This is a genomic window from Staphylococcus sp. HMSC034G07 (genome assembly GCF_001835975.1).
Lineage (GTDB): Bacteria > Bacillota > Bacilli > Staphylococcales > Staphylococcaceae > Staphylococcus > Staphylococcus ureilyticus.
Genome location: NZ_KV826609.1, coordinates 12357 through 35330, shown reverse-complemented (window position 1 = coordinate 35330; position 22974 = coordinate 12357). Strand labels below are relative to the sequence as shown.

At 32.9% G+C, this 22974-nt stretch carries 22 protein-coding genes and 1 riboswitch; of the genes, 6 read left to right on the top strand and 16 right to left on the bottom strand.

Translation table 11 applies throughout. The features are described 5' to 3' along the window. Nucleotides 1-12: 12 nt before the first annotated feature. The 5 genes from ptsP to auxA form a co-directional block, all read right to left on the bottom strand. Complete coding sequence (gene ptsP / locus HMPREF2586_RS08250) at nucleotides 13-1728, bottom strand: phosphoenolpyruvate--protein phosphotransferase (protein WP_070658340.1); 1716 nt, start codon at nucleotides 1726-1728, stop codon at nucleotides 13-15. A gap of 1 nt (nucleotide 1729) precedes the next feature. After that, nucleotides 1730-1996: a phosphocarrier protein HPr gene (locus HMPREF2586_RS08245; RefSeq protein WP_019467646.1), complete on the bottom strand. Its 267-nt coding sequence runs from the start codon at nucleotides 1994-1996 to the stop codon at nucleotides 1730-1732. 165 nt (nucleotides 1997-2161) lie between these two features. Then, nucleotides 2162-2704 carry a DUF697 domain-containing protein gene (locus HMPREF2586_RS08240; protein ID WP_070658338.1) on the bottom strand — a complete coding sequence of 181 codons (543 nt, stop codon included), beginning with the start codon at nucleotides 2702-2704 and terminating at the stop codon, nucleotides 2162-2164. Between the two features lie 58 nt (nucleotides 2705-2762). Next, complete coding sequence (locus HMPREF2586_RS08235; protein WP_064209109.1) at nucleotides 2763-3932, bottom strand: class I SAM-dependent rRNA methyltransferase; 1170 nt, start codon at nucleotides 3930-3932, stop codon at nucleotides 2763-2765. Between the two features lie 210 nt (nucleotides 3933-4142). Then, nucleotides 4143-5444 carry a lipoteichoic acid stability factor AuxA gene (gene auxA / locus HMPREF2586_RS08230; protein WP_064209110.1) on the bottom strand — a complete coding sequence of 434 codons (1302 nt, stop codon included), beginning with the start codon at nucleotides 5442-5444 and terminating at the stop codon, nucleotides 4143-4145. Between the two features lie 237 nt (nucleotides 5445-5681). On the opposite strand from auxA, the gene graF reads away from it, so the two are divergent. The 4 genes from graF (at nucleotide 5682) to HMPREF2586_RS08215 (ending at nucleotide 9371) form a co-directional block, all read left to right on the top strand. Further along, on the top strand, nucleotides 5682-5816 hold the full coding sequence (graF, locus tag HMPREF2586_RS12935; RefSeq protein WP_196296357.1) for a glycopeptide resistance-associated protein GraF: 135 nt from the start codon (nucleotides 5682-5684) through the stop codon (nucleotides 5814-5816). A 569-nt stretch (nucleotides 5817-6385) separates the two neighbouring features. Next, a riboswitch (TPP riboswitch) is annotated at nucleotides 6386-6487 on the top strand. 75 nt (nucleotides 6488-6562) lie between these two features. After that, the gene (locus HMPREF2586_RS08225; protein ID WP_046207886.1) at nucleotides 6563-7138 is read left to right on the top strand and encodes an ECF transporter S component; all 576 of its coding nucleotides are present in this window, start codon (nucleotides 6563-6565) and stop codon (nucleotides 7136-7138) included. A 12-nt stretch (nucleotides 7139-7150) separates the two neighbouring features. Next, nucleotides 7151-8572: an ABC transporter ATP-binding protein gene (locus HMPREF2586_RS08220; RefSeq protein WP_070658336.1), complete on the top strand. Its 1422-nt coding sequence runs from the start codon at nucleotides 7151-7153 to the stop codon at nucleotides 8570-8572. Beyond that, the gene (locus tag HMPREF2586_RS08215; RefSeq protein ID WP_046207888.1) at nucleotides 8565-9371 is read left to right on the top strand and encodes an energy-coupling factor transporter transmembrane component T family protein; all 807 of its coding nucleotides are present in this window, start codon (nucleotides 8565-8567) and stop codon (nucleotides 9369-9371) included. Before HMPREF2586_RS08220 ends, HMPREF2586_RS08215 begins: the two co-directional genes overlap by 8 nt. 206 nt (nucleotides 9372-9577) lie before the next feature. Here the strand turns inward: HMPREF2586_RS08215 and purD are convergent, their stop codons facing one another. The 11 genes from purD to purE are packed head-to-tail and all read right to left on the bottom strand — an operon-like array spanning nucleotide 9578 to nucleotide 20813. Then, nucleotides 9578-10822 (bottom strand): phosphoribosylamine--glycine ligase, encoded by a 1245-nt coding sequence (purD, locus tag HMPREF2586_RS08210; RefSeq protein ID WP_046207889.1) that lies wholly within the window; start codon nucleotides 10820-10822, stop codon nucleotides 9578-9580. Between the two features lie 22 nt (nucleotides 10823-10844). Beyond that, nucleotides 10845-12323 (bottom strand): bifunctional phosphoribosylaminoimidazolecarboxamide formyltransferase/IMP cyclohydrolase, encoded by a 1479-nt coding sequence (gene purH / locus HMPREF2586_RS08205; RefSeq protein WP_070658334.1) that lies wholly within the window; start codon nucleotides 12321-12323, stop codon nucleotides 10845-10847. A gap of 15 nt (nucleotides 12324-12338) precedes the next feature. Beyond that, the gene (gene purN, locus HMPREF2586_RS08200) at nucleotides 12339-12905 is read right to left on the bottom strand and encodes a phosphoribosylglycinamide formyltransferase (RefSeq protein WP_046207891.1); all 567 of its coding nucleotides are present in this window, start codon (nucleotides 12903-12905) and stop codon (nucleotides 12339-12341) included. A 2-nt stretch (nucleotides 12906-12907) separates the two neighbouring features. Beyond that, on the bottom strand, nucleotides 12908-13936 hold the full coding sequence (gene purM, locus HMPREF2586_RS08195; RefSeq protein WP_070658332.1) for a phosphoribosylformylglycinamidine cyclo-ligase: 1029 nt from the start codon (nucleotides 13934-13936) through the stop codon (nucleotides 12908-12910). Next, nucleotides 13929-15416, bottom strand: coding sequence for an amidophosphoribosyltransferase (gene purF / locus HMPREF2586_RS08190; RefSeq protein WP_070038035.1), 1488 nt, complete (start codon nucleotides 15414-15416; stop codon nucleotides 13929-13931). Before purF ends, purM begins: the two co-directional genes overlap by 8 nt. Continuing rightward, nucleotides 15395-17584 carry a phosphoribosylformylglycinamidine synthase subunit PurL gene (gene purL / locus HMPREF2586_RS08185; protein WP_070812712.1) on the bottom strand — a complete coding sequence of 730 codons (2190 nt, stop codon included), beginning with the start codon at nucleotides 17582-17584 and terminating at the stop codon, nucleotides 15395-15397. Before purL ends, purF begins: the two co-directional genes overlap by 22 nt. Continuing rightward, nucleotides 17577-18248, bottom strand: coding sequence for a phosphoribosylformylglycinamidine synthase subunit PurQ (gene purQ, locus HMPREF2586_RS08180; RefSeq protein WP_070658327.1), 672 nt, complete (start codon nucleotides 18246-18248; stop codon nucleotides 17577-17579). Before purQ ends, purL begins: the two co-directional genes overlap by 8 nt. Next, nucleotides 18248-18508, bottom strand: a complete 261-nt coding sequence (gene purS, locus HMPREF2586_RS08175; RefSeq protein ID WP_019468141.1) for a phosphoribosylformylglycinamidine synthase subunit PurS — start codon at nucleotides 18506-18508, stop codon at nucleotides 18248-18250. Before purS ends, purQ begins: the two co-directional genes overlap by 1 nt. A gap of 1 nt (nucleotide 18509) precedes the next feature. Further along, the gene (gene purC / locus HMPREF2586_RS08170) at nucleotides 18510-19211 is read right to left on the bottom strand and encodes a phosphoribosylaminoimidazolesuccinocarboxamide synthase (protein ID WP_070658325.1); all 702 of its coding nucleotides are present in this window, start codon (nucleotides 19209-19211) and stop codon (nucleotides 18510-18512) included. After that, complete coding sequence (gene purK / locus HMPREF2586_RS08165) at nucleotides 19211-20344, bottom strand: 5-(carboxyamino)imidazole ribonucleotide synthase (protein ID WP_064209114.1); 1134 nt, start codon at nucleotides 20342-20344, stop codon at nucleotides 19211-19213. Before purK ends, purC begins: the two co-directional genes overlap by 1 nt. Then, nucleotides 20331-20813 carry a 5-(carboxyamino)imidazole ribonucleotide mutase gene (gene purE / locus HMPREF2586_RS08160; RefSeq protein ID WP_064209115.1) on the bottom strand — a complete coding sequence of 161 codons (483 nt, stop codon included), beginning with the start codon at nucleotides 20811-20813 and terminating at the stop codon, nucleotides 20331-20333. The genes purK and purE overlap by 14 nt, the downstream gene beginning before the upstream one ends. 194 nt (nucleotides 20814-21007) lie before the next feature. Here purE and folD point away from each other — a divergent pair, with 194 nt between their 5' ends. Both folD and HMPREF2586_RS08150 read left to right on the top strand, forming a co-directional pair. After that, nucleotides 21008-21865, top strand: a complete 858-nt coding sequence (folD, locus tag HMPREF2586_RS08155) for a bifunctional methylenetetrahydrofolate dehydrogenase/methenyltetrahydrofolate cyclohydrolase FolD (protein WP_046207899.1) — start codon at nucleotides 21008-21010, stop codon at nucleotides 21863-21865. A gap of 596 nt (nucleotides 21866-22461) precedes the next feature. Then, a complete protein-coding gene (locus HMPREF2586_RS08150; protein ID WP_046207900.1) occupies nucleotides 22462-22779 on the top strand; it encodes an immunoglobulin-like domain-containing protein in 318 nt (105 codons plus the stop codon). Nucleotides 22780-22974: the final 195 nt, after the last annotated feature.

Below are 22974 nucleotides of genomic sequence, written 5' to 3'. Positions count from 1 at the left end.
TACCAGCTTTTTTTATTTCGCATAATTACTTACTAAATCTTGTACTTCTTCAGAAGTAGCACAGTTAATCGCTTTTTGCGCTAACTCTTCCATCTCATTTTTACTTAATCCTTTAATTTGACGACGTGCTTTAAGAATTGATGTAGCACTCATAGAGAATTCATCTAATCCTAGGCCCAATAGTAATGGAATAGCAATTTCATCTCCGGCCATTTCTCCACACATTCCAGTCCATTTGCCTTCTTTATGAGAAGCATCAATCACTTGTTGCACTAAACGTAAAATTGCTGGATTGTATGGTTGATACAAGTAAGATACTCGCTCTGACATACGATCTGCGGCCATTGTATATTGAATTAAATCATTCGTTCCGATGCTGAAGAAATCTACTTCTTTAGCAAAAACATCTGCTAATGCTGCAGTTGAAGGAATTTCTACCATGATACCAACTTCTATATCATCAGATACTTCAATACCTTCATTTGTTAAATTTTCTTTTTCCTCTAATAACAATGCTTTCGCATCACGGAATTCTTTAATTGTCGCTACCATTGGGAACATAATATTTAATTTCCCATAAGCTGACGCACGTAATAAAGCACGCAATTGCGGTCTGAAAATGTCAGGTTGATCTAAACATAAACGAATCGCACGGTATCCTAAGAATGGATTCATTTCTTCTGGTAAATTTAAATATGGGAGTTCCTTATCTCCACCAATATCTAAAGTACGAACAACAACGCGTTTATCTTCCATTGTTTCAAGTACTTTTTTATAAGCTTCAAATTGTTCATCTTCAGTCGGCATTTCGTCTCTACCCATATATAAAAATTCAGTACGATATAATCCGACACCTTCAGCGCCATTTTCAATTACACCTTTCAAATCATTTGGTGTACCGATATTAGCAGCGAGTTCAGCATGAGCACCATCAACAGTTGTTGTTTCTTCATCGCGTAATTTTTGAAGTTCCTTTTTATCTTCAAAGAAACGTTCACGCTTGTTTTGATATGCAATGACTTCGTCTTCTGTAGGATCAATAATCACTTCGCCAGTTAAACCATCAACAATAATCATATCACCTTGTTTAACTTCTTGCGTGATTGATTTCGTTCCTACTACTGCAGCAATTTCAAGTGAGCGACTCATAATTGCTGAGTGAGAAGTTCTACCTCCAATATTTGTAACAAAGCCTTGTACAAATTCCTTGTTTAATTGAGCAGTATCAGAAGGTGTTAAATCATTACCTATAATAACAACGCTTTCATCAATCATACTAGGATTTGGTAATTCCACACCCAATATATGTGCTAAAACGCGTTTTGACACATCACGAATATCTGCAGCGCGCTCTTTCATGTATTCATTATCCATCGCTTCAAAAATAGTAATGAATTGTCCAGTTACATCAGAAAGCGCAGTTGGTGCGTTAACTTGTTCATTTTTTATTTTATCTTCAATCGGTTGAATTAACTCTGGATCATCTAAGACTAGTAAATGTGCATCAAAAATAGCGGCTTTATCAGCACCAAGATTTTTTTCAGCATTATTTCTAATTTTTGTTAATTCAACTTTAGATGTTTCAATAGCATTTTGAAACTTAGCAATTTCTGCGTCGACATCTCGAATCTTCTCACTATCGTATGAAAGATCAGGTTCAACTAATAAATATGCTTTAGCAATTGCTACACCATCTGAAGCAGCAATGCCATTAATATAATTAGACATATTATTTAGTTAATCCTTCTTTAGATAAGATATCAGTAATCGCTTCCATTGCATCTGTTTCATCGCTACCATCAGCATAGATTGTAATTTCAGCATCTTTACCTACACCTAAACTCATAACACCCATGATTGATTTCAAGTTAACTTTTTTACCGTTATATTCTAATTGAATATCTGAATCAAATTTTGATGCAGTTTGAACAAGCATTGTAGCTGGACGTGCATGAATACCTGTTTCGTCAATAATTACATATGATTTTTGTTCCATAATATGATGTCTCCTTCGTATAGTTAGAATCGTTAGTTTATTATAAAACCTAGCATAGTTTTATATAATAACATTACCAAATTATACATATAAATTCAATTCGTTGCACCCATGATATGACAATATTCAATGAATATTGTTACTTTTTATGAAAACGCTCCACCATTACATTAAAGATTTAACAACCTTTTCACATTTTTCAATATGATCCTCACCGATTTTTTTCATAAAGTAATAACTGATTGAAGCCGAAATAGCTTGCCCTACAAGTGGGAACCATTTTGTTTGTTTAGCAGCCATACGTTTTGCAACATCTCTAATAACGACTTTTAATATGGCATTAGATACTTTTCTACCTATAAATTGACTACCCTGTATTGCAGCAGCTGTAAAAATACGTTCTTTTACATCTTCTCTCATTGAATTTACTTGTTTGTGATCTAAACCATAGATTTTATTAACGTCTTCTATAATATCTCTCATTAGCTTGATATCGACACCAAAGTCAAGGCCTGGTATTGGTACAATACTAACACTTGAAGATAACATTGATTTTTTTCTCACTATAGCTTGAGCGCGTTGACGACGTTCATCTAATTCTATGTTAGTCGTTGGTATATCGCTTTTATTTTTTATATCTTCAATATTTAAAACTTTATTTCCGACTTTCTGTGTTACATTATTAGTTATTTTATTTTTAAAACTCATGATATTCACTCCTTGGTAAAATCTTGTACTGTAAAAATATTACCCTCTTTCACAGAAATTACTGTATATTTACAAAAATAGCCTTCAAATATTTTGATGGTTTATAGTGTGGATGTGTTTTAAAATCTTTTGGTAATCCCATTACCTCTGATAGTTCAAAATCAACTTCTGCATTATTCAATGTATCTTTAATCATTTTTTTAAATGCTTTTAATGAAAATGTACTATTATTCGTACACAATAATAAAGTTCCATTTGGCGAAAGTACTTCCAAAGCACCTAGTATTAATTTATCGTAATCTTTCAATACTGAAAATGTTTTTTTCTTATTTCTTGCAAAACTAGGTGGATCAATAACGATTGTGTCATAAAGTAAATCATGACGGCGCGCGTAATTAAAATAATCAAAGGTATCCATTACAAATATATATTGTGTCTTTGGATCAATTGCATTTAAGCCAAAATTTTCTTCTGTTAATGTGCGTGATCTGTTAGCTAAATCAACGCTAGTAGTGACTTTGGCCTTTTCTGCTGAGACAACTGAAAAAGCACCAGTATAACTAAACACATTTAACAAATACCTATCCTCAGCAAAATGATCTCTTAATTTCTTTCGTACTTCTTTTTGATCCAAGAAAATACCTGTCATAGGACCATCATTTAAATCCACATTATAAAATGTGAAATTTTCTTCGATTATAATAGGAAATTCTGGTGCTTCCCCATCAACAAACCCTCCAGCTATTTGGGCATCTTTAAATCTCATTTTTTCAAACACAGATTTGTATTCTAAGGTATTTTTTAATGCATTTAAAATTTGATAACGGTATTTATAAATACCTTTAGAATACCATTGTATTAAAAAGTGTCCGTTATAATTATCAATAGTTAGACCACCTACACCATCACCTTCACCATTAAATATTCTAAAAGCATTAGTACCTTCAATATTATAAAAATACGCTCTTTCTTGTATTGCGATTTCAAAAAGTCTCTCAAAAAATTGAGTATTAATCACTTCATTTTCATCATAGCTCAATACCCATCCAAGTCCTTTATGTTGCCTTCCGACGTACGCAGTTGCAATATAGGTTTGTTCATCATTTACTAACGAGAATAAATCGCCCTCTTTTAAATGATCATGCGCATACACGTCATCATCATCGATTAATGGGTATCCATTTAGATATTTCGTTTCTTTACCTTTATTTAATACGGCAGTTTTCATAATTATATGTCAGCCTTTCTTCTAATTTTATAATTTATGCTTTCTTATTCTATCATCTCAAGAAATATCGTAACATCATTTATCTATAATTGAATGATTTCTCAATTCAAACATTGTATTATTGTTTTTTATCTTTTGTGTTATTTCAATCATGAATCAAAAAGGACTGGCATTTAGCAATAGCCAGTCCTTTAAAAGTTTATTTACTTGTTAATCTTTTGAAGGTTCACGCAATTTAATAATAAATGATACAATTACTGCGATTAACATCACAAACAATATTGGCGTAATGAAAATTGACAATAGTAGGCCATGAACCATAATATTCATAAATTCTGTTAACAATTTGAAAAATAATATACTAACCATAAACAACTGCAGATAATAGAATTTATCTCTCAAGAAGTTCGTTAATGTCGTTAATATATAAGCAATAATAATCAGCATTAGTAATAATAAGGTAATCCATTCAATCACATATTGTGTTTGAGAAATTTCCCAATTACCTGAAACAAATAAAGCATTTCTATTATTAAATTCTATAATTGTAAAGAATAATAATACAACACCACAAAATATTTCTACATAAGCTGATTTAACCCATTTTGGAATTTTCATCCAATTTGGAATATCATCCTCTTGTATATCAATAATATTCTTCCATTTTTCGATAAATTTGTCTTTTTTATCTCTTAATTTTTGAATATCAACACTTCTACGTGTTTTCCGAGTAAACTCAGTTGTCTTATCTTGTAAACTTTTCAAATGCTCTTTCGTTTGGTTTGTAACTGTACCTTTGCTTGTTCTAGATAATTCAGGTTCTTCTTCACCTAATTCTTGTTTTGTTAAAGGAAGTGCCCTTCTTAAAAACAAGAAATTCCAAATTGACATTTGACCTAGTAACCACATTATTAAAAAGAATGTATTTACACTCAAAATATCAATAGGGATAATTTCGTCGCTATCTATTCTTCCATATAATACGATTTGCGTAATTAAATAACTTATCCCATAACTGAAAATAATTAATAAATAATGATATTTTCTGTGATCTGGATTTAGTTCATCTTTATATACAATATACCCAATATGAACTACAAATGGGATAATAAAAATGATAGCAAAGAAGCTATAAACTTGTGTCATTAAAATAAGTGTTATAATGAAGAACAGTATACCTATCACTAAGAAGAAGATTGAAACATCATAATCATATCTTGTTGTTCTTAATAGCGTGAATCCGAGTAAGATGACTGCAATACCAAATAAAATAATTAATACTGCACTTATAACAGGGAAATTCCCTATATAATTACTCATGACTCTTATGATTTCTGCAAAAAATGCATTTATAAAATCCCAAACATTATGAATATGTAATTCAATTTTACCTTTATCCTTTAAGTCATGGACCATAGATAAATTTATTAAAATGATGAGACCTGTGAAGAGCGAAACGATGCCTATTATATAACTATATAATATCTCAGCGTGTTTCTTTAAAAAAGACATACCATTCACCTCAAAGTTATTATATATTAACATTTAGTTCTTGTCTTTAATAAATCAATAAATAAGTCTATAGTATGATAGAAAATAGTTGTACAGTCAAGTTTCCACCAAACATAATCGATTAAACAAATATTTCAAATTTAACGTAATATACAGTTAGATCTTTGTGGTTTAGTTTCCAAATAAAGTGGTATATTGAAAACATAAGTCATTTGAATATTGAAGGAGTGTTTAACTATGAGTAAAGAAGAATTAAATAAAAAAGCAGCTGAAAAAGCAAAAGAAGCTGAAGATAAATTGAAAGATAAAAAAGAATCTGCTGAAGATAGTACTGAAGAAACGAAAAAAAATATTCAAGATACTTTAGATTAAACTAAATGTGCTTGATTTCTATATGAACATTACAATTTAAATTAAAAGAGAACAATAGCATTTAATTTTTGTTCATTCTATCAAGGTTAATATTAAAAAATCTGAAACATCAATCTCATAATTAGTCTAAAGGACTAAAACCACTTTTACATGGTTTTAGTCCTTTATTTAATATCATGTCATTTGATTTTCATACTTCTTACTCAAAATATGATTCGAGACTTTACTCTGACACACATATGAATAAATGGATGAAGCACACAACAACATCTTAACAATGATATATTTGGACAATAATTAAAAACACTTTCTTATAAATTACACTACATCATGTATTTATTGTGATATGTAACTGAACTTGACAATTCCCTTTTTCATTAAAAACGATGAATTAAACAAACTTTAATTAACAAAACCACACTGCCACATCACCCAATGCACTATACAAAAAGTCTTTATTTAACCTTACGTTATGTGTTGTGATTGAAGTCATAAATATCAAATTCAACGTTAATACACCTTGACATAACTAATTAAAAGTCATACATTATAGTTAAAATTAAATTTAATATTCGCACTAGGGGTGTTTAGTGACTGAGATGAGGTATACCCTCAAACCCTTTGAACCTGATCTAGATTAAACTAGCGTAGGAAAGTGTATCGTGATATGTTTTTTGGTATCCGTATGCCTATATTTAACGCGCAACTTCTAGATGGTTGTGCGTTTTTTTATTGGAGGAGAATTTATGTCAAAAGGTTTAAAACTATCAGAAATTTTAGTAACCGTACTTATAGCTGTTGTGTTTGCTATCGTCTATAATATTTGGACTTTAGTATATAAGGCAGTGCAAGTTTCTGGTCTTCATATTGAAGAACTAACATATGGCGCATGGTTTATGGCTGCAATTGTTGCATATTTGATTATACCAAAAGCTGGTATTGCGATTTTAGCTGAATTTGCTGCTGGTGCAGGTGAAACAATTGTCATGGGAAGATTTGATATTCCAACAATGGTCTATGCATTACTTCAAGGATTAGCATGTGAGATTATTTTCGCTATTTTCAGATATAAATCACGTTCGGCAATGGTAGCTATGTTAGCAGGATTTTTAGCATCTGTTGCGACACTTCCTCTTGATTTTGCTTATGGTTATTTAGGAGAAATTGCAGGATGGAACTTAACACTTTATATCGTATTTAGATTGATTAGCGGTATTGTTGTGGCTGGATTGTTGTCCTACTATATTGTGAAAATATTAGATCAAACTGGCGTAACCAAATTATTCAGACCTGCAACACAAAAAGATTATGACAATTTATAAGGAGCATAAAAGTTGATAGTCACTGAAAATCTACGTCTTAAATATCCAAATGGACAAAAGAAAATATTCGACAATTTATCACTTGAAATTAAAGATAAAGAGAAGGTGCTTATACTTGGTCCCTCTGGTTCAGGTAAAAGCACGTTATTGAATGTTTTAAGTGGTATCGTACCAAATCTCATTGATTTGCCAATGAAATACGATAAATTAGAGATTGATCAAGATTGTGGTGTTATTTTTCAAGAACCTGATAGCCAATTTTGTATGCCAAAGGTATATGAGGAACTCGCCTTTGTCCTTGAAAATTTACAAACGCCACGACATAAAATGGATGCATTGATTGAATCAGCACTCGAGTCTGTTGATTTAAACGTCAATAAAGACCAATATATCAATAATTTAAGTGGCGGTATGAAACAAAAATTAGCAATTGCAGAAACATTATTACAACAAGCTAATACTTTATTTCTAGATGAACCAACCGCGATGTTAGATGTAACATCAACAGAAGAATTATGGAATAAGATTAAAGCGTTATGGCAAGATCAAACTGTGATTATAGTTGAACATAAAGTAGAACATATATGGCAGCATATCGATCGTGTAATATTATTAAACTATGATGGTGTTATTATTGGTGATGCCTCACCAGCTGACATATTAAACAACTATGAACACCTTTTATCCGAATATGGCGTTTGGCATCCAAAAGCTTGGGATGAAGCACCTTTACCTATAGATTTACAGCAATCTAATATTCTATATGCCAATGAGCATCTATTTCTTTTTGAACAAGGCACTATAAAAAGAAGTAAAAAGACACTTATCGATATACCAAAACTTAATATCACTAGTGGCGAATGGATTACAATCACCGGTACAAATGGCTCAGGCAAGACTTCTTTATTAGAATCGATGATGCAACTTATTAAATATGAAGGCACAATGTCTTTTGATGGCAAAAAGCTTACTAAAATCAAAGAAGCTGCTAAAAATATGTATCTTGTATATCAAAATCCTGAAATTCAATTTATTGCGAATTCAGTTTACAAAGAAATTTTTATACAAAACAAAGCTAATTATCCTTCTATATCAGAAGCTGAAGAAAAAACAATTCAAATGCTTAAAATGTTAAATTTAGAAGATGTTCAATCACAACACCCTTATGAACTGTCAATCGGGCAGAAACGCAGACTGAGTGTAGCAATAGCTTTAAGCTCTACATCAGAATATATTTTATTAGATGAGCCAACATTCGGTTTAGATAGTCATAATACATTTAATTTAATTAAATTATTCCAACAACGCGTTAGAGATGGCCAAACAATTATTATGGTTACACATGATCCTGAAATTATCGCACGCTATCCAACACGTAAATTGTGTGTAAGTCAAAAACAAATTCTAGAGATAGCAGGTGAGCATCATGTTTGAAATGTGGAAAAAACACTACTCTTTCATGGATGATGTGAATATCATTACAAAGTTAGCATTAGCTGTTTTTTTGTTTTTCTTTGTTATATTTGTACATCAATTCGATTTTATGATTTATATTTGTCTATTGATGTTCCTGTTTTTATTAATGTTCAATGGTATAAAATTTAAAATAACATTTGCTTTTATTTTCTTTACTATAACTTTCAGCCTAATTTCAGCTTTATTCATGATTTTTTATGGTGAAGGCACTCATATATTGTTTAAATTAGGATTTATTCAAATTAGTACTGAAAGTTTAGTTAGAGGGCTGCATTTAGCGTTACGTACAACAACCGTTTCATTTTTCGGTATTTTAATTGCTTTCACTTCTGAAATTGTAATGGTCTTTTACAGCCTAATGCAACATTTAAAAGTTAAGCCTAAAGTTGCTTATGCTTTTATGGCTGCTATAAGAATGGTGCCATTAATGATTAGCACTTTAGTTCAACTTAGAAAGTCTTTAAAAATGAGATATCAAATTATCTCTCAACAAAATTATAATTTATTTAGTAGAATCAAACATCTTATGATTCCACTTTTAAGCCAAAACATTAGAAAAGCTCATCAACTTGCTGTTGCAATGGAGAAAAAAGGTTTTAAAGATGGTCCGCGCACCTACTATTATCATACACCTTTCTCGTATAAAGACTTTCTATTAATCATCGTTTTTATCATCATTTTGGTTGTTGCTTATTTCTTAGCACTTCACTTACCGATTACAGGTATAAACGATGTTCGTATAAAAAATATATATTAACGATTACCTTATTATATCCAAAATTCATTACTATCCAATTAAGAAAAGATAAGACAAAAACTAAACCACTTTGTCTTATCTTTTTATATGTCAATTTACATAGATTGATCTGTGAGCACATAGCTTTTAACGATATACAGTTTCAAAATTTAAAAAGTCGTAATTTCTATACACTTCTAAATAGAAATTACGACTTTTTTTAATATTTATAAATGTTTTATTGCTTTATTACTAATATCTTTTCGATAAAATAGTCCATCGCTTTGAATTTTTTCTGCAGCTTTATAGGCATTTGCTTTAGCACTAGTAATATCATGACCTTCTCCTAATGCTAAGATGACACGACCACCATTGGTGACAAATTTATCCTTATCTCTTTTCAAACCACTGACAAAATAATTACCATTTAAATCAAAACCTGAAACAGTCTTACCTTTTTCGTAATTTCCAGGGTACCCTTTAGAAGCAAGCATTACACCAACGACAGACGAATCTTTCCATTTAAATGCTATTTTCTTTTTAGCCTCTAAATCTAAGATATGTTGCATTAAATCACTTTCCAATCTCGTTAGTAATACTTGTGCTTCAGGGTCGCCAAATCTAGCATTAAATTCTATTACTTTCGGACCATCTGCTGTTAAAATCACACCAATATAAAGGACGCCAAAAAATTCATAACCTTCTTTATACATTGCTTGAGCTATAGGTTGTGCAATGATTTCATTCGTGAGGTTAAGTACTTCCTTATCTATATGAGGTACAGGACAATACGCCCCCATACCACCTGTGTTAGGCCCTTTATCGTCATCATATGCACGTTTATGATCTTGCGCAATACAATCAAATGGCACGGCATAATCACCATTTACAAATGTCATCAATGAGAATTCTTCACCTTCTAAAAATTGCTCAAAGACAACTGTACCAAGCTCTTGTGGATACAATGAATGAACCGCTGCTTCAGCTTCACCATAATTCTCAGCTATAATTACACCTTTACCAGCTGCCAAACCATCTTTCTTTAATACGATAGGATACTGGCATGTTTCAATATAATTTAGTGCATCAGATTTGTTTGATATTTCTTTATATTCTGCAGTAGGAATATGATATTTCTGCATTAACTGCTTTGCGAATAATTTTGATCCCTCAATCTGAGCCGCTGCTTGGTTTGGCCCAAACACTTTAATTTGTTTTGCGTTTAATTTATCTGCTAAACCTTCTGTAAGTGGTTGTTCAGGGCCAATAATCACCCACGAAATATCATGCTCAACAGCAAATTCAACAATCTGAGTGTGGTCCGTTTCCGCTATTTCACAATGTACATCTGCAATGTCTGACATTGCGTCATTCCCTGGAATTGCAAAAATTTCATTTACGAGTGAAGATTGTTTTAACTTGTGTGCTAAAATATGTTCTCTTCCGCCTGTGCCAATGACTAGTACTTTCATAAATAATTTTGCCTCCAATATTTTAATGTTTAAAGTGTCTAACGCCAGTCGTTACCATTGCAATGCCATATTTATTAGCCATATCTATTGAATCTTGATCTTTAATTGAACCCCCTGGTTGAATGATCGCTTTAATACCATGTTGAGCAGCTAGTTCTACCGTATCATCCATCGGGAAGAAACCATCTGATACCATTACGACATTATCATTAATTTCAATCGCACGTTCTATTGCAATTTGTGCTGATCCTACCCGATTCATTTGACCGGCACCAATACCGACTGTTTGTTTATCGTTACATAGGATAATCGCATTACTTTTAACAGAGGCAACCACTTTCCAACCAAGCAACATTGCATCCCATTGAGTTTCTGTAGGTGCATTTTCTGTAACGACTTTTAAATCATCACGTTTGATTAATACATTGTCTTTATCTTGTATTAAATATCCACCTGAAACAGATACTATTTCTTGCTCATTATTATCAATTGTCATATCAATTTCTAATAATCTAATATTTTTCTTTTTATTTAAAATCGCTAACGCTTCATCGGAAAATTTCGGTGCAATAATCACTTCCAAGAATATGCTGTGCAACGTTTCAGCCAAAGTAGCATCAACGGTTCTATTTAAAGCAACGATACCTCCAAAAATGGATTGGCTATCCGCTTCAAATGCACGCTGATAAGCTTCATAAATATTTGTTCCAATACCTACACCACAAGGATTCATATGTTTAACTGCAACTGCAGCAGGTGTTTCAAATTGCTTAACTAAAGATAACGCCGCATCTGCATCTTTAATGTTGTTATAACTCAATTGCTTACCATGCAACTGTTTCGCGCCACCTAACGTATGATTGGCATCAGATGTTCTTACAAATGATGCTTGTTGTTGTGGATTTTCACCATATCTTAAACTTTCTTTATTTTCTTTAAAGAAATCAACAATTGCATTATCATATTGATTCGTATGTTCAAATACTTTAATCATCAATGATTTTCTATAACATTCATCTAATTGATTTGATTTTAGTTTTTCAATCACTTCATTATAATCCGATGGATGAACAATAGTAGTAACGTGTTTAAAGTTTTTAGCTGCTGCACGTAACATAGTAGGCCCACCAATATCTATATTTTCAATCGCGTCATTTTCTGTAACATCTGGATTGGCAACAGTCTCCTTGAATGGATATAGATTTACAACAACCATGTCTATTAAATCAATTTGCTGTTCTTTTAATTGTTCTAAATGTTCTGGTTTATTACGATCAGCTAAAATACCACCATGAACGGCTGGATGTAATGTCTTGACTCTCCCATCCATAATTTCGTCAAAATGTGTAAGTTCTGATATAGATTTAACTGCAATATTTTCATCGACTAACGTTCGCATCGTACCACCAGTCGAATATAACTCATAACCTAACTGTTGGAGTGATTGTGCAAAAGGGACAATGCCTGTTTTATTAGATACGCTTAAAATTGCCTTTTTCATGTTTATTGGCACCTCTTATTGAATAATTTTTGAAATAACTTCTGGATACAATTCATGTTCAATTGCTTTTATTCTTTCTTCTAATTGTTCTTTCGTATCATCCGGTTTTATTTCACATGTACGTTGTTCAATAATTTCTCCTGTATCCATCCCACTATCTACAAAATGTACTGTTGTGCCTGTGATCTTGTCACCACTATTTAATGCTTGACCAATCGCGTCTTTACCACGATATTTCGGCAATAATGAAGGATGAATATTAATGATACGTTTTTGATAGGCATTTAATATATTTTCACCGATTAATTTCATATAACCAGCTAAAATAATCCATTCAACTTTTTCGGTTGTTAACCATTCAATGATTTTCCGCTCATAATCTGCTTTAGAATCAAAGTTTTTAAGCTCATTAATATGTACATCTAAATGATATTTTCTTGCTCGCTCAATACAATAAGCATTAACCTGATCCGTATATAAAGCAGTCACTTCAATGTTCGGCAAATGACCTGCTTCTATTTGTGACATGATACTTTCAAAGTTACTTCCTGACCCTGAAGCAAAGATAGCAATTTTTGTCACTTTCATACCCCCGTCAAATGAATTGGCGCTTCACTTTTAACAATTTCACCAATTCTATATGCATTTACTTGTGCTTGTTGTAACGTATTTAATACTTTAGCTTCATCATTAGTATCAACAACTAAGGTGAAACCGATCCCCATATTAAATACATTGTACATTTCTTTAGTCGAAATATTGCCTTGTTTTTGCAACCATTCAAATATCTTTGGTGTTGGAAATTGAGTTACATCAATTTTTGCACCTACACCCTCAGGCAATGCTCTTGGGATATTTTCAATAAATCCGCCACCAGTAATATGCGTCATCGCATGTATGTTTACGTGTTCTTTTACAGCTAATACAGGCTTGACATATAGTCGTGTTGGTTCTAAAAAGATATCTAAAAATGTGTGGTTTTGATCAAATTTGTCTTGTAGATTAATACCTGATTTTTTTATTAAATTACGTACCAAGCTGTAACCGTTAGAGTGTATACCACTTGATTCAAGACCTATTATTACATCACCTGGTTTCACGGCTGAACCGTCTATATACGCTTCTTTTTCAACAGCTCCTACAGCGAATCCTGCTAAATCATATTCACCTTCATGATACATTTCACCCATTTCAGCTGTTTCGCCACCAATCAGTGCTGTATTTGTAGCTTCACAACCGTCACTAACCCCTTTAACAATCTGTTCAATAACTTCTGGAACAACTTTATGTGTTGCAATATAATCTAAGAAATACAATGGTTCTGCACCAGTTGTTAAAATATCATTGACACACATCGCTACTGCATCAATACCTATCGTATCGTGTTTGTCATTATCAATCGCTAACTTTAATTTAGTACCAACACCATCTGTTCCAGATACGAGTAATGGTGCTTTCATATTTAACTGTGATAAATCGAATGTAGCACCAAAACTGCCTAATCCACCTAAGACTTCTTTACGCATTGTTCTTTGAACATGACTTGACATACGTTCAACCGCTTCATAACCTGCACTAATATCAACACCTGCTTGTTGGTATGCTTTAGACATTTAAATTACCCTCTCTATCAAAGTATTGTTTATGATTTGCTAAATATTCTTTTTGACGTTCGCTTAAATGTTCAAAATAATCTTGTTCATAATCATAAAGACCAGCAGGATAATCACCTGTAAAACTTTCTACACATAATCCTTTATAAGGAGCATCTACATCAAGACCAATTGAATCTATTAAACCAGCTACAGTTAGATAGGCCAGAGAATCTGAACCAATATGTTCACTGATTTCTGATGGTGATTTGCTCGCTGATATGAGTTCAGCAGTAGTTGAAACGTCTATACCATAAAAGCTTGGAAACATAAATTCAGGAGAAGCAATACGTACATGTACTTCATTAGCTCCAGCATCTTTTAGCATTTGTACTATACGCTTACTTGTCGTGCCTCTAACAATAGAATCATCCACTAAGACGATATTTTTGCCTTGTACGATATCCTTTACTGCCGATAATTTGACCCTTACACCTTGCTCTCTTAATTCTTGAGTTGGTTGAATAAATGTACGCGCTACATATTGATTTTTGACTAACCCCATCTCATATGGCAAACCACTTTGTTCAGCATAACCAGAGGCTGCTGAGAGTGAAGAATTAGGTACACCAATAACCATATCTGCATTTTCAACTGGACTTTCTAACGCTAATTGTTTACCAGATTGTTTACGAATCGCATGAACATTTTTTCCTGCAATAGTTGAATCTGGTCTAGCAAAATAAATATACTCCATAGCTGATATCGCCGTATTCGTATGTCTCGTATAAGACTCTACTCGAATACCTTCATCATTGATAACCACATATTCACCTGCATGGATATCTCTTACATACGTTGCACCTAAAACATCTATAGCACAAGTTTCACTTGCGATGATGTAAGCACCTGTTTTCATTTTTCCTACAACTAAAGGTCTGATTGCATTTGGATCAACAGCACCATATAATGCATCTTTTGTTAATAACGCAAATGTAAAACCACCTTTTATTTTTCGTAAACTTTCCTGTAACGCTGCTTCAAAGGTTGGCGCTTTACTTTTACGAATTAAATGCATGATTACTTCAGTATCTGAAGAAGAATGGAAAATAGAACCTTGATGCTCAAGAGATTTTCTTAAACTTTGTGCATTTATAAGGTTTCCGTTATGACAAACTGCGACACTCATATCATAAAAATGGTACAAAAATGGCTGAATATTCTCTATACCTTTATTCCCCGATGTCGCATATCGTACATGACCAATCGCATGTTGATAGGACTTAAATGATTCCAACTGTGTATCTGAAATGGCTTCAGTCAATAAGCCAAGCCCTCTTTCTCCAGTGAGTTTTTGTCCATCAGAACACACCATACCTGCGCCTTCTTGACCTCTATGTTGTAAACTATGTAAACCCATATACGTCAATTGTGCTGCTTCATGATGATTCCAAATACCAAAAACGCCACATTCTTCGTTTAATCCGTTGTAGTCATACATTTAGGAATTGCTCCTTCCCACTGTTCATTCAATTGTTTCACATCACGTGAAATTAACGTGTCCCCGTTAGAAACTACAAATTTTCCATCTTCTGTTAATGTACCAACTTTAATAGCATCTGCGATATCTAAAGGTTGGTCACCTTTTACTGCTACTACATAACGCCCTTGCGTTTCACTGAATAATTGCTCATTTTTTAGATTTAAAGTTACATTTAAGCCCATTTGATAATGTGCACTGATACGAGCAAAAGTCATTAACAGGCCACCTTTACCCACTGTTTGTACGTGGGATGCTATACCATTACGTATTGCCCTTTTAATCGACTCTCCTCTTTTGACTTCATTTGATAAATCAATGGTTTCAACTTCATGATTCACCTTACTGAAAAGTAATTTCTCAATTTGACTCCCACCAAAATCGCTAAATGTATCGCCTACAACATAAAGCGTATCACCCACTTTTGGCGTAAAATCATTGAAATAATCAATTTCTTCAATCAAACCAACCATACCTACGACTGGTGTTGGGAATATTGAAGTTTCTTTTGTTTCGTTATACAAGGATACATTGCCAGAAACGACTGGTGTCTTTAATATTTCACAGGCTTCAGCCATACCTTTAGTAGAATCTGCTAATTGTTGATAAATTTCTTTTTTCTCCGGTGATCCATAATTCAAACAATCGGTCATCGCTAAAGGTGTAGCACCTACAGAAATCAAATTACGGTATGCTTCTGCTACTACCATCTTTCCGCCTTCGTATGGATGATTAAAGACATATCGTGCTTCACCATCTATCGTAGAAGCAATTGCTTTATTTGATCCTTCAACACGAACAACTGATGATTGTAAGCCCGGTTTGACAATAGTATTCGCACCAACTTGTTGATCATACTGCTCGTATAAATAACGTTTTGAAGCAATCGTTGGATGAATGAGTAAACGATTAAATACATCTTCGACATCTATGTCACTGTATTCATTTTTAGGTTCATTATATTGAGGAGTTTCACCTTCAAGCACGTAAACAGGTGCTTCATCTGACAATGGCTGTACGGGTATATCAGCGAAAATTTCATCTTCATATGTAAGTACAAAACGATCTGTATCTGTAACTTCACCGATAACAGCACTATCTAATTCATGCTTATCAAATAAATTTAAGAATTTATCTTCAGATCCTTTTTCAACTACTAATAACATGCGTTCCTGAGTTTCAGAAAGCATCATTTCATAAGGTGAAATACCTTTTTCTCTTGTTGGAACTTTTTCTAATTGTAGATGTAAACCACTTCCACCTTTAGCAGCCATTTCAGAAGATGATGATGTTAATCCTGCTGCCCCCATATCTTGGATACCTACTAGCTCATCAAATGTTATTGCTTCTAAAGTTGCTTCCATTAATTTTTTTCCAACAAATGGGTCACCAATTTGTACTGAAGGTCTCTTACTTTCACTATCTTCACTTAGTTCTTCAGATGCAAAAGTAGCACCGTGAATGCCATCACGTCCTGTTTTTAATCCCACATATATAACTGAATTACCGGAGCCTTTAGCAGTACCTTTTTGAATTTTATCGTGATCAATGATACCTACGCACATTGCATTGACCAATGGATTGCCATCATATCTATCATCAAATTCTATCTCACCCGCAGTTGTTGGAATCCCAATACAATTGCCATAACCGCCAATACCGGCTACTACACCACGTAATAATCGACGATTTTGTTTTTCTGACAATTCACCAAAGCGTAAACTATTTAATAAATTTATTGGTCTAGCACCGATTGAAACAATATCTCTTATAATGCCTCCTACCCCAGTAGCAGCACCTTGATATGGTTCAACAGCAGAGGGATGATTATGTGATTCAACTTTAAATACTACTGCTTGGTTGTCACCAATATCTACGACGCCTGCACCTTCACCAGGCCCCATCAACACATGTGATCCTGACGTTGGAAACTGAGTTAAAAATGGCTTGGAATGTTTATAAGAACAATGTTCACTCCACATGACAGAGAAAATACCAGTTTCAGTAAAATTGGGCTCACGACCTAAAATTTCACATACTTTATCGTATTCTGACTCCGATAAACCCATATCTTTATATCGTTTTTCTAATTTGATTTCTTCCACACTTGGTTCGATAAACTTAGACATTTTGTTCCCTCCAACTATTAACCATTGCTTCAAATAACTTAACGCCACTATCAGAACCTAATAAAGATTCCATCGCACGTTCAGGGTGCGGCATCATTCCACAAACATTTCCGTTTTTATTTACAATACCTGCAATATCATTGTAAGAACCGTTGGGGTTATCCTTGTATTTTAAAATGATTTGATTGTTTTCTTCTAATCTGTCATACATTTCTGATGTACAATAGTAATGACCTTCCCCATGCGCTACAGGATATACTACATTTTCATTCTCTTCATATAAATTAGTGAAAGGTGTATGATTATTGACTACTTTTAGTAGTTCATTACGACTTACAAATAAATGTGAATCATTATGCAATAATGCACCTGGCAGCAAACCTATTTCTGTAAGAATTTGAAATCCGTTACAAACACCTAATACAGGTTTCCCTTCTTTAGCGAAACGTTTCACTTCTTCAGTGATAGGTGCAACACTTGCCATCGCACCTGAACGTAAATAGTCACCAAAAGAGAAACCACCAGGTATTAAAACACCGTCAAAACCTTCTAAAGATGTATTTCTATAGTCGACATATTCTGCTTCTACACCAGATTTCAATGCTGCATTATACATGTCCCTATCACAATTGGATCCTGGGAATTTTAGCACTGCAAATTTCATTATGCTTTCTCCCCTTCTTCCAATACTTTATAGCTATATTCTTCAATAACGGTGTTTGCAAAAAGTTTTTCGCTTAAAGTTGTAACGACATTGTGAACTGCAGCATCAGTAGCTTCATCAACTGTCATGTACAGTAATTTACCAACACGTATATCATTAACTTGTGTGTATCCTAAATCATGTACTGCGCGATTTAAAGCTTGTCCTTGTGTGTCTAATACTTGTGGCTGTAATGTGATATGCAATTCAATTGTTTTCATTTTATAGTTCCTCCAATTTATTAAGAAAAGTTTGATAAGTGTCTATGATTGAACCAGTATCTTCACGATAAACGTCTTTATCGAAATTTGTATCACTATATTTATCCCAAATGCGACATGTATCTGGTGAAATTTCATCTGCTAATAAAATTTGGCCATTCGTGCTACGTCCAAACTCTATTTTGAAATCTACGAGTCTTAGATCCATATCATCCATTAATTCAAGCAATACTGAATTAACTGTTATTGCTGCATCTTTTAATTTTTCAATTTCATCTTTACTAGCTATATTTAATAATTGTATGTGATCTTCTGTAATTAAAGGGTCATTTAAATCGTCGTTTTTATAAAAGAATTCAACTAATGGGCTTTCAAACTTATGACCTTTATCAAAGCCTAATCTCTTTGTTATAGAGCCTGCAGCAATATTTCTAACTACGACCTCTAATGGAATAATGTCTACAGATTTTACGAGTTGTTCAGTTTCTGATAGTTGTTCGATAAAGTGACTATTAATATCACGATCTTGAATAAGACTGAAAATTCTAGAAGTAATTTGATTATTTAAACGGCCTTTACCTTCTATAAAATCTTTTTTGGCACCATTACCAGCTGTGACTTCATCCTTATATTCAATTCGAAGTACATCTGATTGTGCCGTAGAAAAAATTCTTTTCGCTTTTCCTTCATATAACAAAGACATTAGCCATGTCTCCCTTCAAAATGATTTAGTAAAGTTTGTTCTGTTTGTTCTACATTGTTTGTAAGCATTGTAAGATGACCCATTTTACGGTCAGGTTTACGACTTGATTTTCCATAAATATGTACATGCCATTCAGGATGATCGCCGAATTTATGTTCTAACAGATCTAAATCTCTTCCTAATAAGTTCATCATTACACTAGGTTTTAATAATTCGATTTTTTCTGGTAAGTGTTGACCTGTCACTGCTAATATATGTGTATCAAACTGCGAATAATCACACGCTTCAATTGAATAATGTCCTGAATTATGAGGTCTAGGTGCAATTTCGTTCACAAACAATTGATTGTTTGAATCGATGAAAAACTCCACTGTAAACGTACCTACAAAGTGAATATGTTTGATGATCTTTTCAACTTCATTTCGTGCTAATTGTTCAATTTGTGAATCCACACGTGCAGGCACAACAGTCTTAAATAATATTTGGTTTTGATGTTCATTCTCTTGTAACGGGAAGTACGTAATTTGATTATTGTTACCAATCGTTACCGTTAAAGAAACTTCTTTTTGTAGATTTAAAAATTTTTCAGCGACACATTCTTGCTTTTCAATTAACGCTTTTGCATTGTCCAAATCTGTTTCATTTGTAATAAGTAATTGTCCTTTTCCGTCGTATCCACCAAATCTTGTTTTTATCATAAAAGGAAAACCAATTGTTTCTATAGCTTGAGATAACTCATCTGGGTCAGATAATTTTATAAATGGTGCTACTTGAGTTCCAGCACCTTGCAAGGTTTGCTTTTCAATCAATCTATCCTGTAACAGTTGTATAGCTTGATAACCTTGAGGAATATTATATTGAGAAACTAATGTTTGTAATTGATGCGCAGAAATATTCTCAAACTCATATGTGATAACGTCGGACAATTCACCTAGTTGAATAAGCGATTGTTCGTCATCATAGTTTGCTTTTATAAATTGATGCGCTACATATTGACATGGACAATTTTCATCAGGATCTAAAACGATAACTTTATAACCCATTTTCTGTGCAGATTGTGCCATCATTTTTCCTAATTGCCCGCCACCAATAATTCCAATCGTTGATCCAAATGTCAGTTTATTGAAGTTCATGTTGCATATCACTCACTTTCTCAACCAATAATTTTTCATAATTTTCCAAATTCTTTTGGATAACTTTATTACCAATGCTGAGCATTCTTGCAGCAAGTATTCCTGCATTTTTGGCTCCAGATTTGCCTATAGCTGTCGTTGCCACTGGAATACCACCCGGCATTTGGACAATAGATAGAAGAGAATCTAATCCTTTTAAACTTTTAGATTCTATTGGCACACCAATTACTGGTAATGTCGTCATTGAAGCAACCATACCTGGCAAGTGTGCTGCTCCACCAGCACCTGCAATAATGACATCATAGCCATTGTCTCTAGCTCCTTTTGCAAATTCATACATTAATTGAGGCGTACGATGTGCGGAAACAACTTTCTTTTCGTACGGTATATCTAGTTGTTCTAACATTTGACAACTTTCTTTCATAGTCTCCCAGTCGGAAGAACTACCCATTATGACTACCACTTTCAAAATGAACACCCTTTCAGAAATTTGAAATGTTACGTCTATTAGATGTATATTACAGATATAGCATAACAACTAAAAATCGCTTTTTCAATCAAAAATCGAACTTTAAAGCAAAAAAATCTTTAAATTTTCGTCTTTTGGTTGAAAAACATGATGTTAATTATGTTAAAGTTCATACATTGGAGGAGGATTTTTTCATGGTCGCAAAAATTTTAGACGGGAAACAAATCGCAAAGGATTATAGACAAGGTCTAAAAGATCAAGTCGAAGCTTTACAAACTAAGGGTTACACGCCAAAATTATCAGTAATATTAGTAGGTAATGACGGTGCTAGTAAAAGTTATGTGAATTCTAAAAAGAAAGCTGCAGAAAAAATAGGCATGATTTCTGAAATCGTACATTTAGATGAAAGTGCTAGTGAAGAAAAAGTATTAAGTGAACTTCAACGCTTAAATGAGGATGACAGTGTCAGTGGCATATTAGTTCAAGTGCCACTACCAGATCAAGTTAGCGAACAAAAAGTTCTAGAATCAATTAACCCCGCTAAAGATGTTGATGGATTCCATCCTGAAAATATAGGTAAATTATATATTGACCAACAAACTTTTGTACCTTGTACACCTCTTGGTATTATGGAATTGCTAAATCATGCTGACATTGATTTAGAAGGAAAAGATGCTGTTGTTATAGGTAGAAGTCATATTGTAGGTCAACCAGTATCAAAACTGTTATTACAAAAAAATGCATCAGTAACGATACTTCACTCAAGAACTAAAGACATGCACCAACATTTAAAAAACGCTGATATTATCGTTAGTGCTGTTGGACGTCCTGGACTTGTTACTAAAGAAGATGTTAAAGAAGGTGCAGTTGTAATTGATGTTGGTAATACACCAGATGAAAACGGAAAATTAAAAGGTGATATTGCCTATGATGAAGTTAAAGAAATTGCTGGTGCTATTACACCTGTACCTGGTGGCGTTGGCCCAATGACTATTACAATGGTATTAAACAATACACTTATGGCCGAAAAAATGCGTAGAGGTATTGAATAACAATCACACGCTTAATTTAAAAACATTTTAAATAACAGGCAAAACTGAGATTTCATATCTCAAACTAATGAATAAACGTCAATTTCTAGGTGATTACAATAGAAATTGACGTTTATTTTACTTTTATGAAATATAGGCCGTGTTGATCTACTATCTTCCTTATATAAAACTTCAAATCATTTTTTACAAAACGAACAAATTGCGTAAGTGAGAATTGTTTGTAAGCTGAAGTTCAGTTAAATATTTTATACTTTTCAATTCAAATCATATATGGCCAGATAAGCAGACAAAATCTTTTTTCGTAAAATCAGATTTCTTTCCCACGCTCATATTCATTTTTAAACCATCTCCTAAAACAGCTCTTATATTATTAAAACATCCATCAATAAGGTTTTATTCAAAAACACTCAATTTTCTTTAGTAGTTTTTACATTTTTCAAAAATTTATTACAGTTAACTGAATTTTTTCGAAAAATTATAACTTAATTTACACAATTACGTTATATTAAGACTATAGTACGATGTAATTTCTATCAAAATAAAATATAGTGTATTTAAGATAAAAAATAAATGACGCTCATACGGAGGTTTACGTTATGAATAAATTAATGCAGTCATTATCAGCACTCGGGGTATCTGCAACCCTTGTTTCACCTAATCTAAGTGCAGAAGCTACAGAAAATTCTATCCCCGAATTAAAAGGAACAAACGATGTTATCATCGATAAAGGAAATAACTATAATTTATTAAATGGCGTACGTGCCTATGATAAAGAAGATGGTGACTTAACGCACAAAATTTCAGTAGATGGAAATATTAACACTGAAAAAGAAGGCAAATATAAAATTGAATATACTGTAGAAGATTCAGAAGGTGCAACGAATAAATCAATAAGATATATTGAAGTAAAATAAATAGTATATCTATACATATGTCATAATGAAATTCACTCAAACAATTAATTTTGGTGTGAAATTATCCTATCGCCTAAAATATGACACTTTTCACAAAATGTACACATAATTTTAACAAATCTTTGAAAGCCCGTCAGACGTTGAGTTTGTTGGGTTTCTTTTAATTTTACAATAATTTTTTTTGCACAAACACTT

Coding starts and splice junctions, on each gene's coding strand:
- ptsP (WP_070658340.1), bottom strand. CDS start 1,728: ATGTCTAATTATATTAATGGCATTGCTGCTTCAGATGGTGTAGCAATT.
- HMPREF2586_RS08245 (WP_019467646.1), bottom strand. CDS start 1,996: ATGGAACAAAAATCATATGTAATTATTGACGAAACAGGTATTCATGCA.
- HMPREF2586_RS08240 (WP_070658338.1), bottom strand. CDS start 2,704: ATGAGTTTTAAAAATAAAATAACTAATAATGTAACACAGAAAGTCGGA.
- HMPREF2586_RS08235 (WP_064209109.1), bottom strand. CDS start 3,932: ATGAAAACTGCCGTATTAAATAAAGGTAAAGAAACGAAATATCTAAAT.
- auxA (WP_064209110.1), bottom strand. CDS start 5,444: ATGTCTTTTTTAAAGAAACACGCTGAGATATTATATAGTTATATAATA.
- graF (WP_196296357.1), top strand. CDS start 5,682: ATGAGTAAAGAAGAATTAAATAAAAAAGCAGCTGAAAAAGCAAAAGAA.
- HMPREF2586_RS08225 (WP_046207886.1), top strand. CDS start 6,563: ATGTCAAAAGGTTTAAAACTATCAGAAATTTTAGTAACCGTACTTATA.
- HMPREF2586_RS08215 (WP_046207888.1), top strand. CDS start 8,565: ATGTTTGAAATGTGGAAAAAACACTACTCTTTCATGGATGATGTGAAT.
- purD (WP_046207889.1), bottom strand. CDS start 10,822: ATGAAAGTACTAGTCATTGGCACAGGCGGAAGAGAACATATTTTAGCA.
- purH (WP_070658334.1), bottom strand. CDS start 12,323: ATGAAAAAGGCAATTTTAAGCGTATCTAATAAAACAGGCATTGTCCCT.
- purM (WP_070658332.1), bottom strand. CDS start 13,936: ATGTCTAAAGCATACCAACAAGCAGGTGTTGATATTAGTGCAGGTTAT.
- purF (WP_070038035.1), bottom strand. CDS start 15,416: ATGTATGACTACAACGGATTAAACGAAGAATGTGGCGTTTTTGGTATT.
- purL (WP_070812712.1), bottom strand. CDS start 17,584: ATGTCTAAGTTTATCGAACCAAGTGTGGAAGAAATCAAATTAGAAAAA.
- purQ (WP_070658327.1), bottom strand. CDS start 18,248: ATGAAATTTGCAGTGCTAAAATTCCCAGGATCCAATTGTGATAGGGAC.
- purS (WP_019468141.1), bottom strand. CDS start 18,508: ATGAAAACAATTGAATTGCATATCACATTACAGCCACAAGTATTAGAC.
- purC (WP_070658325.1), bottom strand. CDS start 19,211: ATGTCTTTGTTATATGAAGGAAAAGCGAAAAGAATTTTTTCTACGGCA.
- purK (WP_064209114.1), bottom strand. CDS start 20,344: ATGAACTTCAATAAACTGACATTTGGATCAACGATTGGAATTATTGGT.
- folD (WP_046207899.1), top strand. CDS start 21,008: ATGGTCGCAAAAATTTTAGACGGGAAACAAATCGCAAAGGATTATAGA.
- HMPREF2586_RS08150 (WP_046207900.1), top strand. CDS start 22,462: ATGAATAAATTAATGCAGTCATTATCAGCACTCGGGGTATCTGCAACC.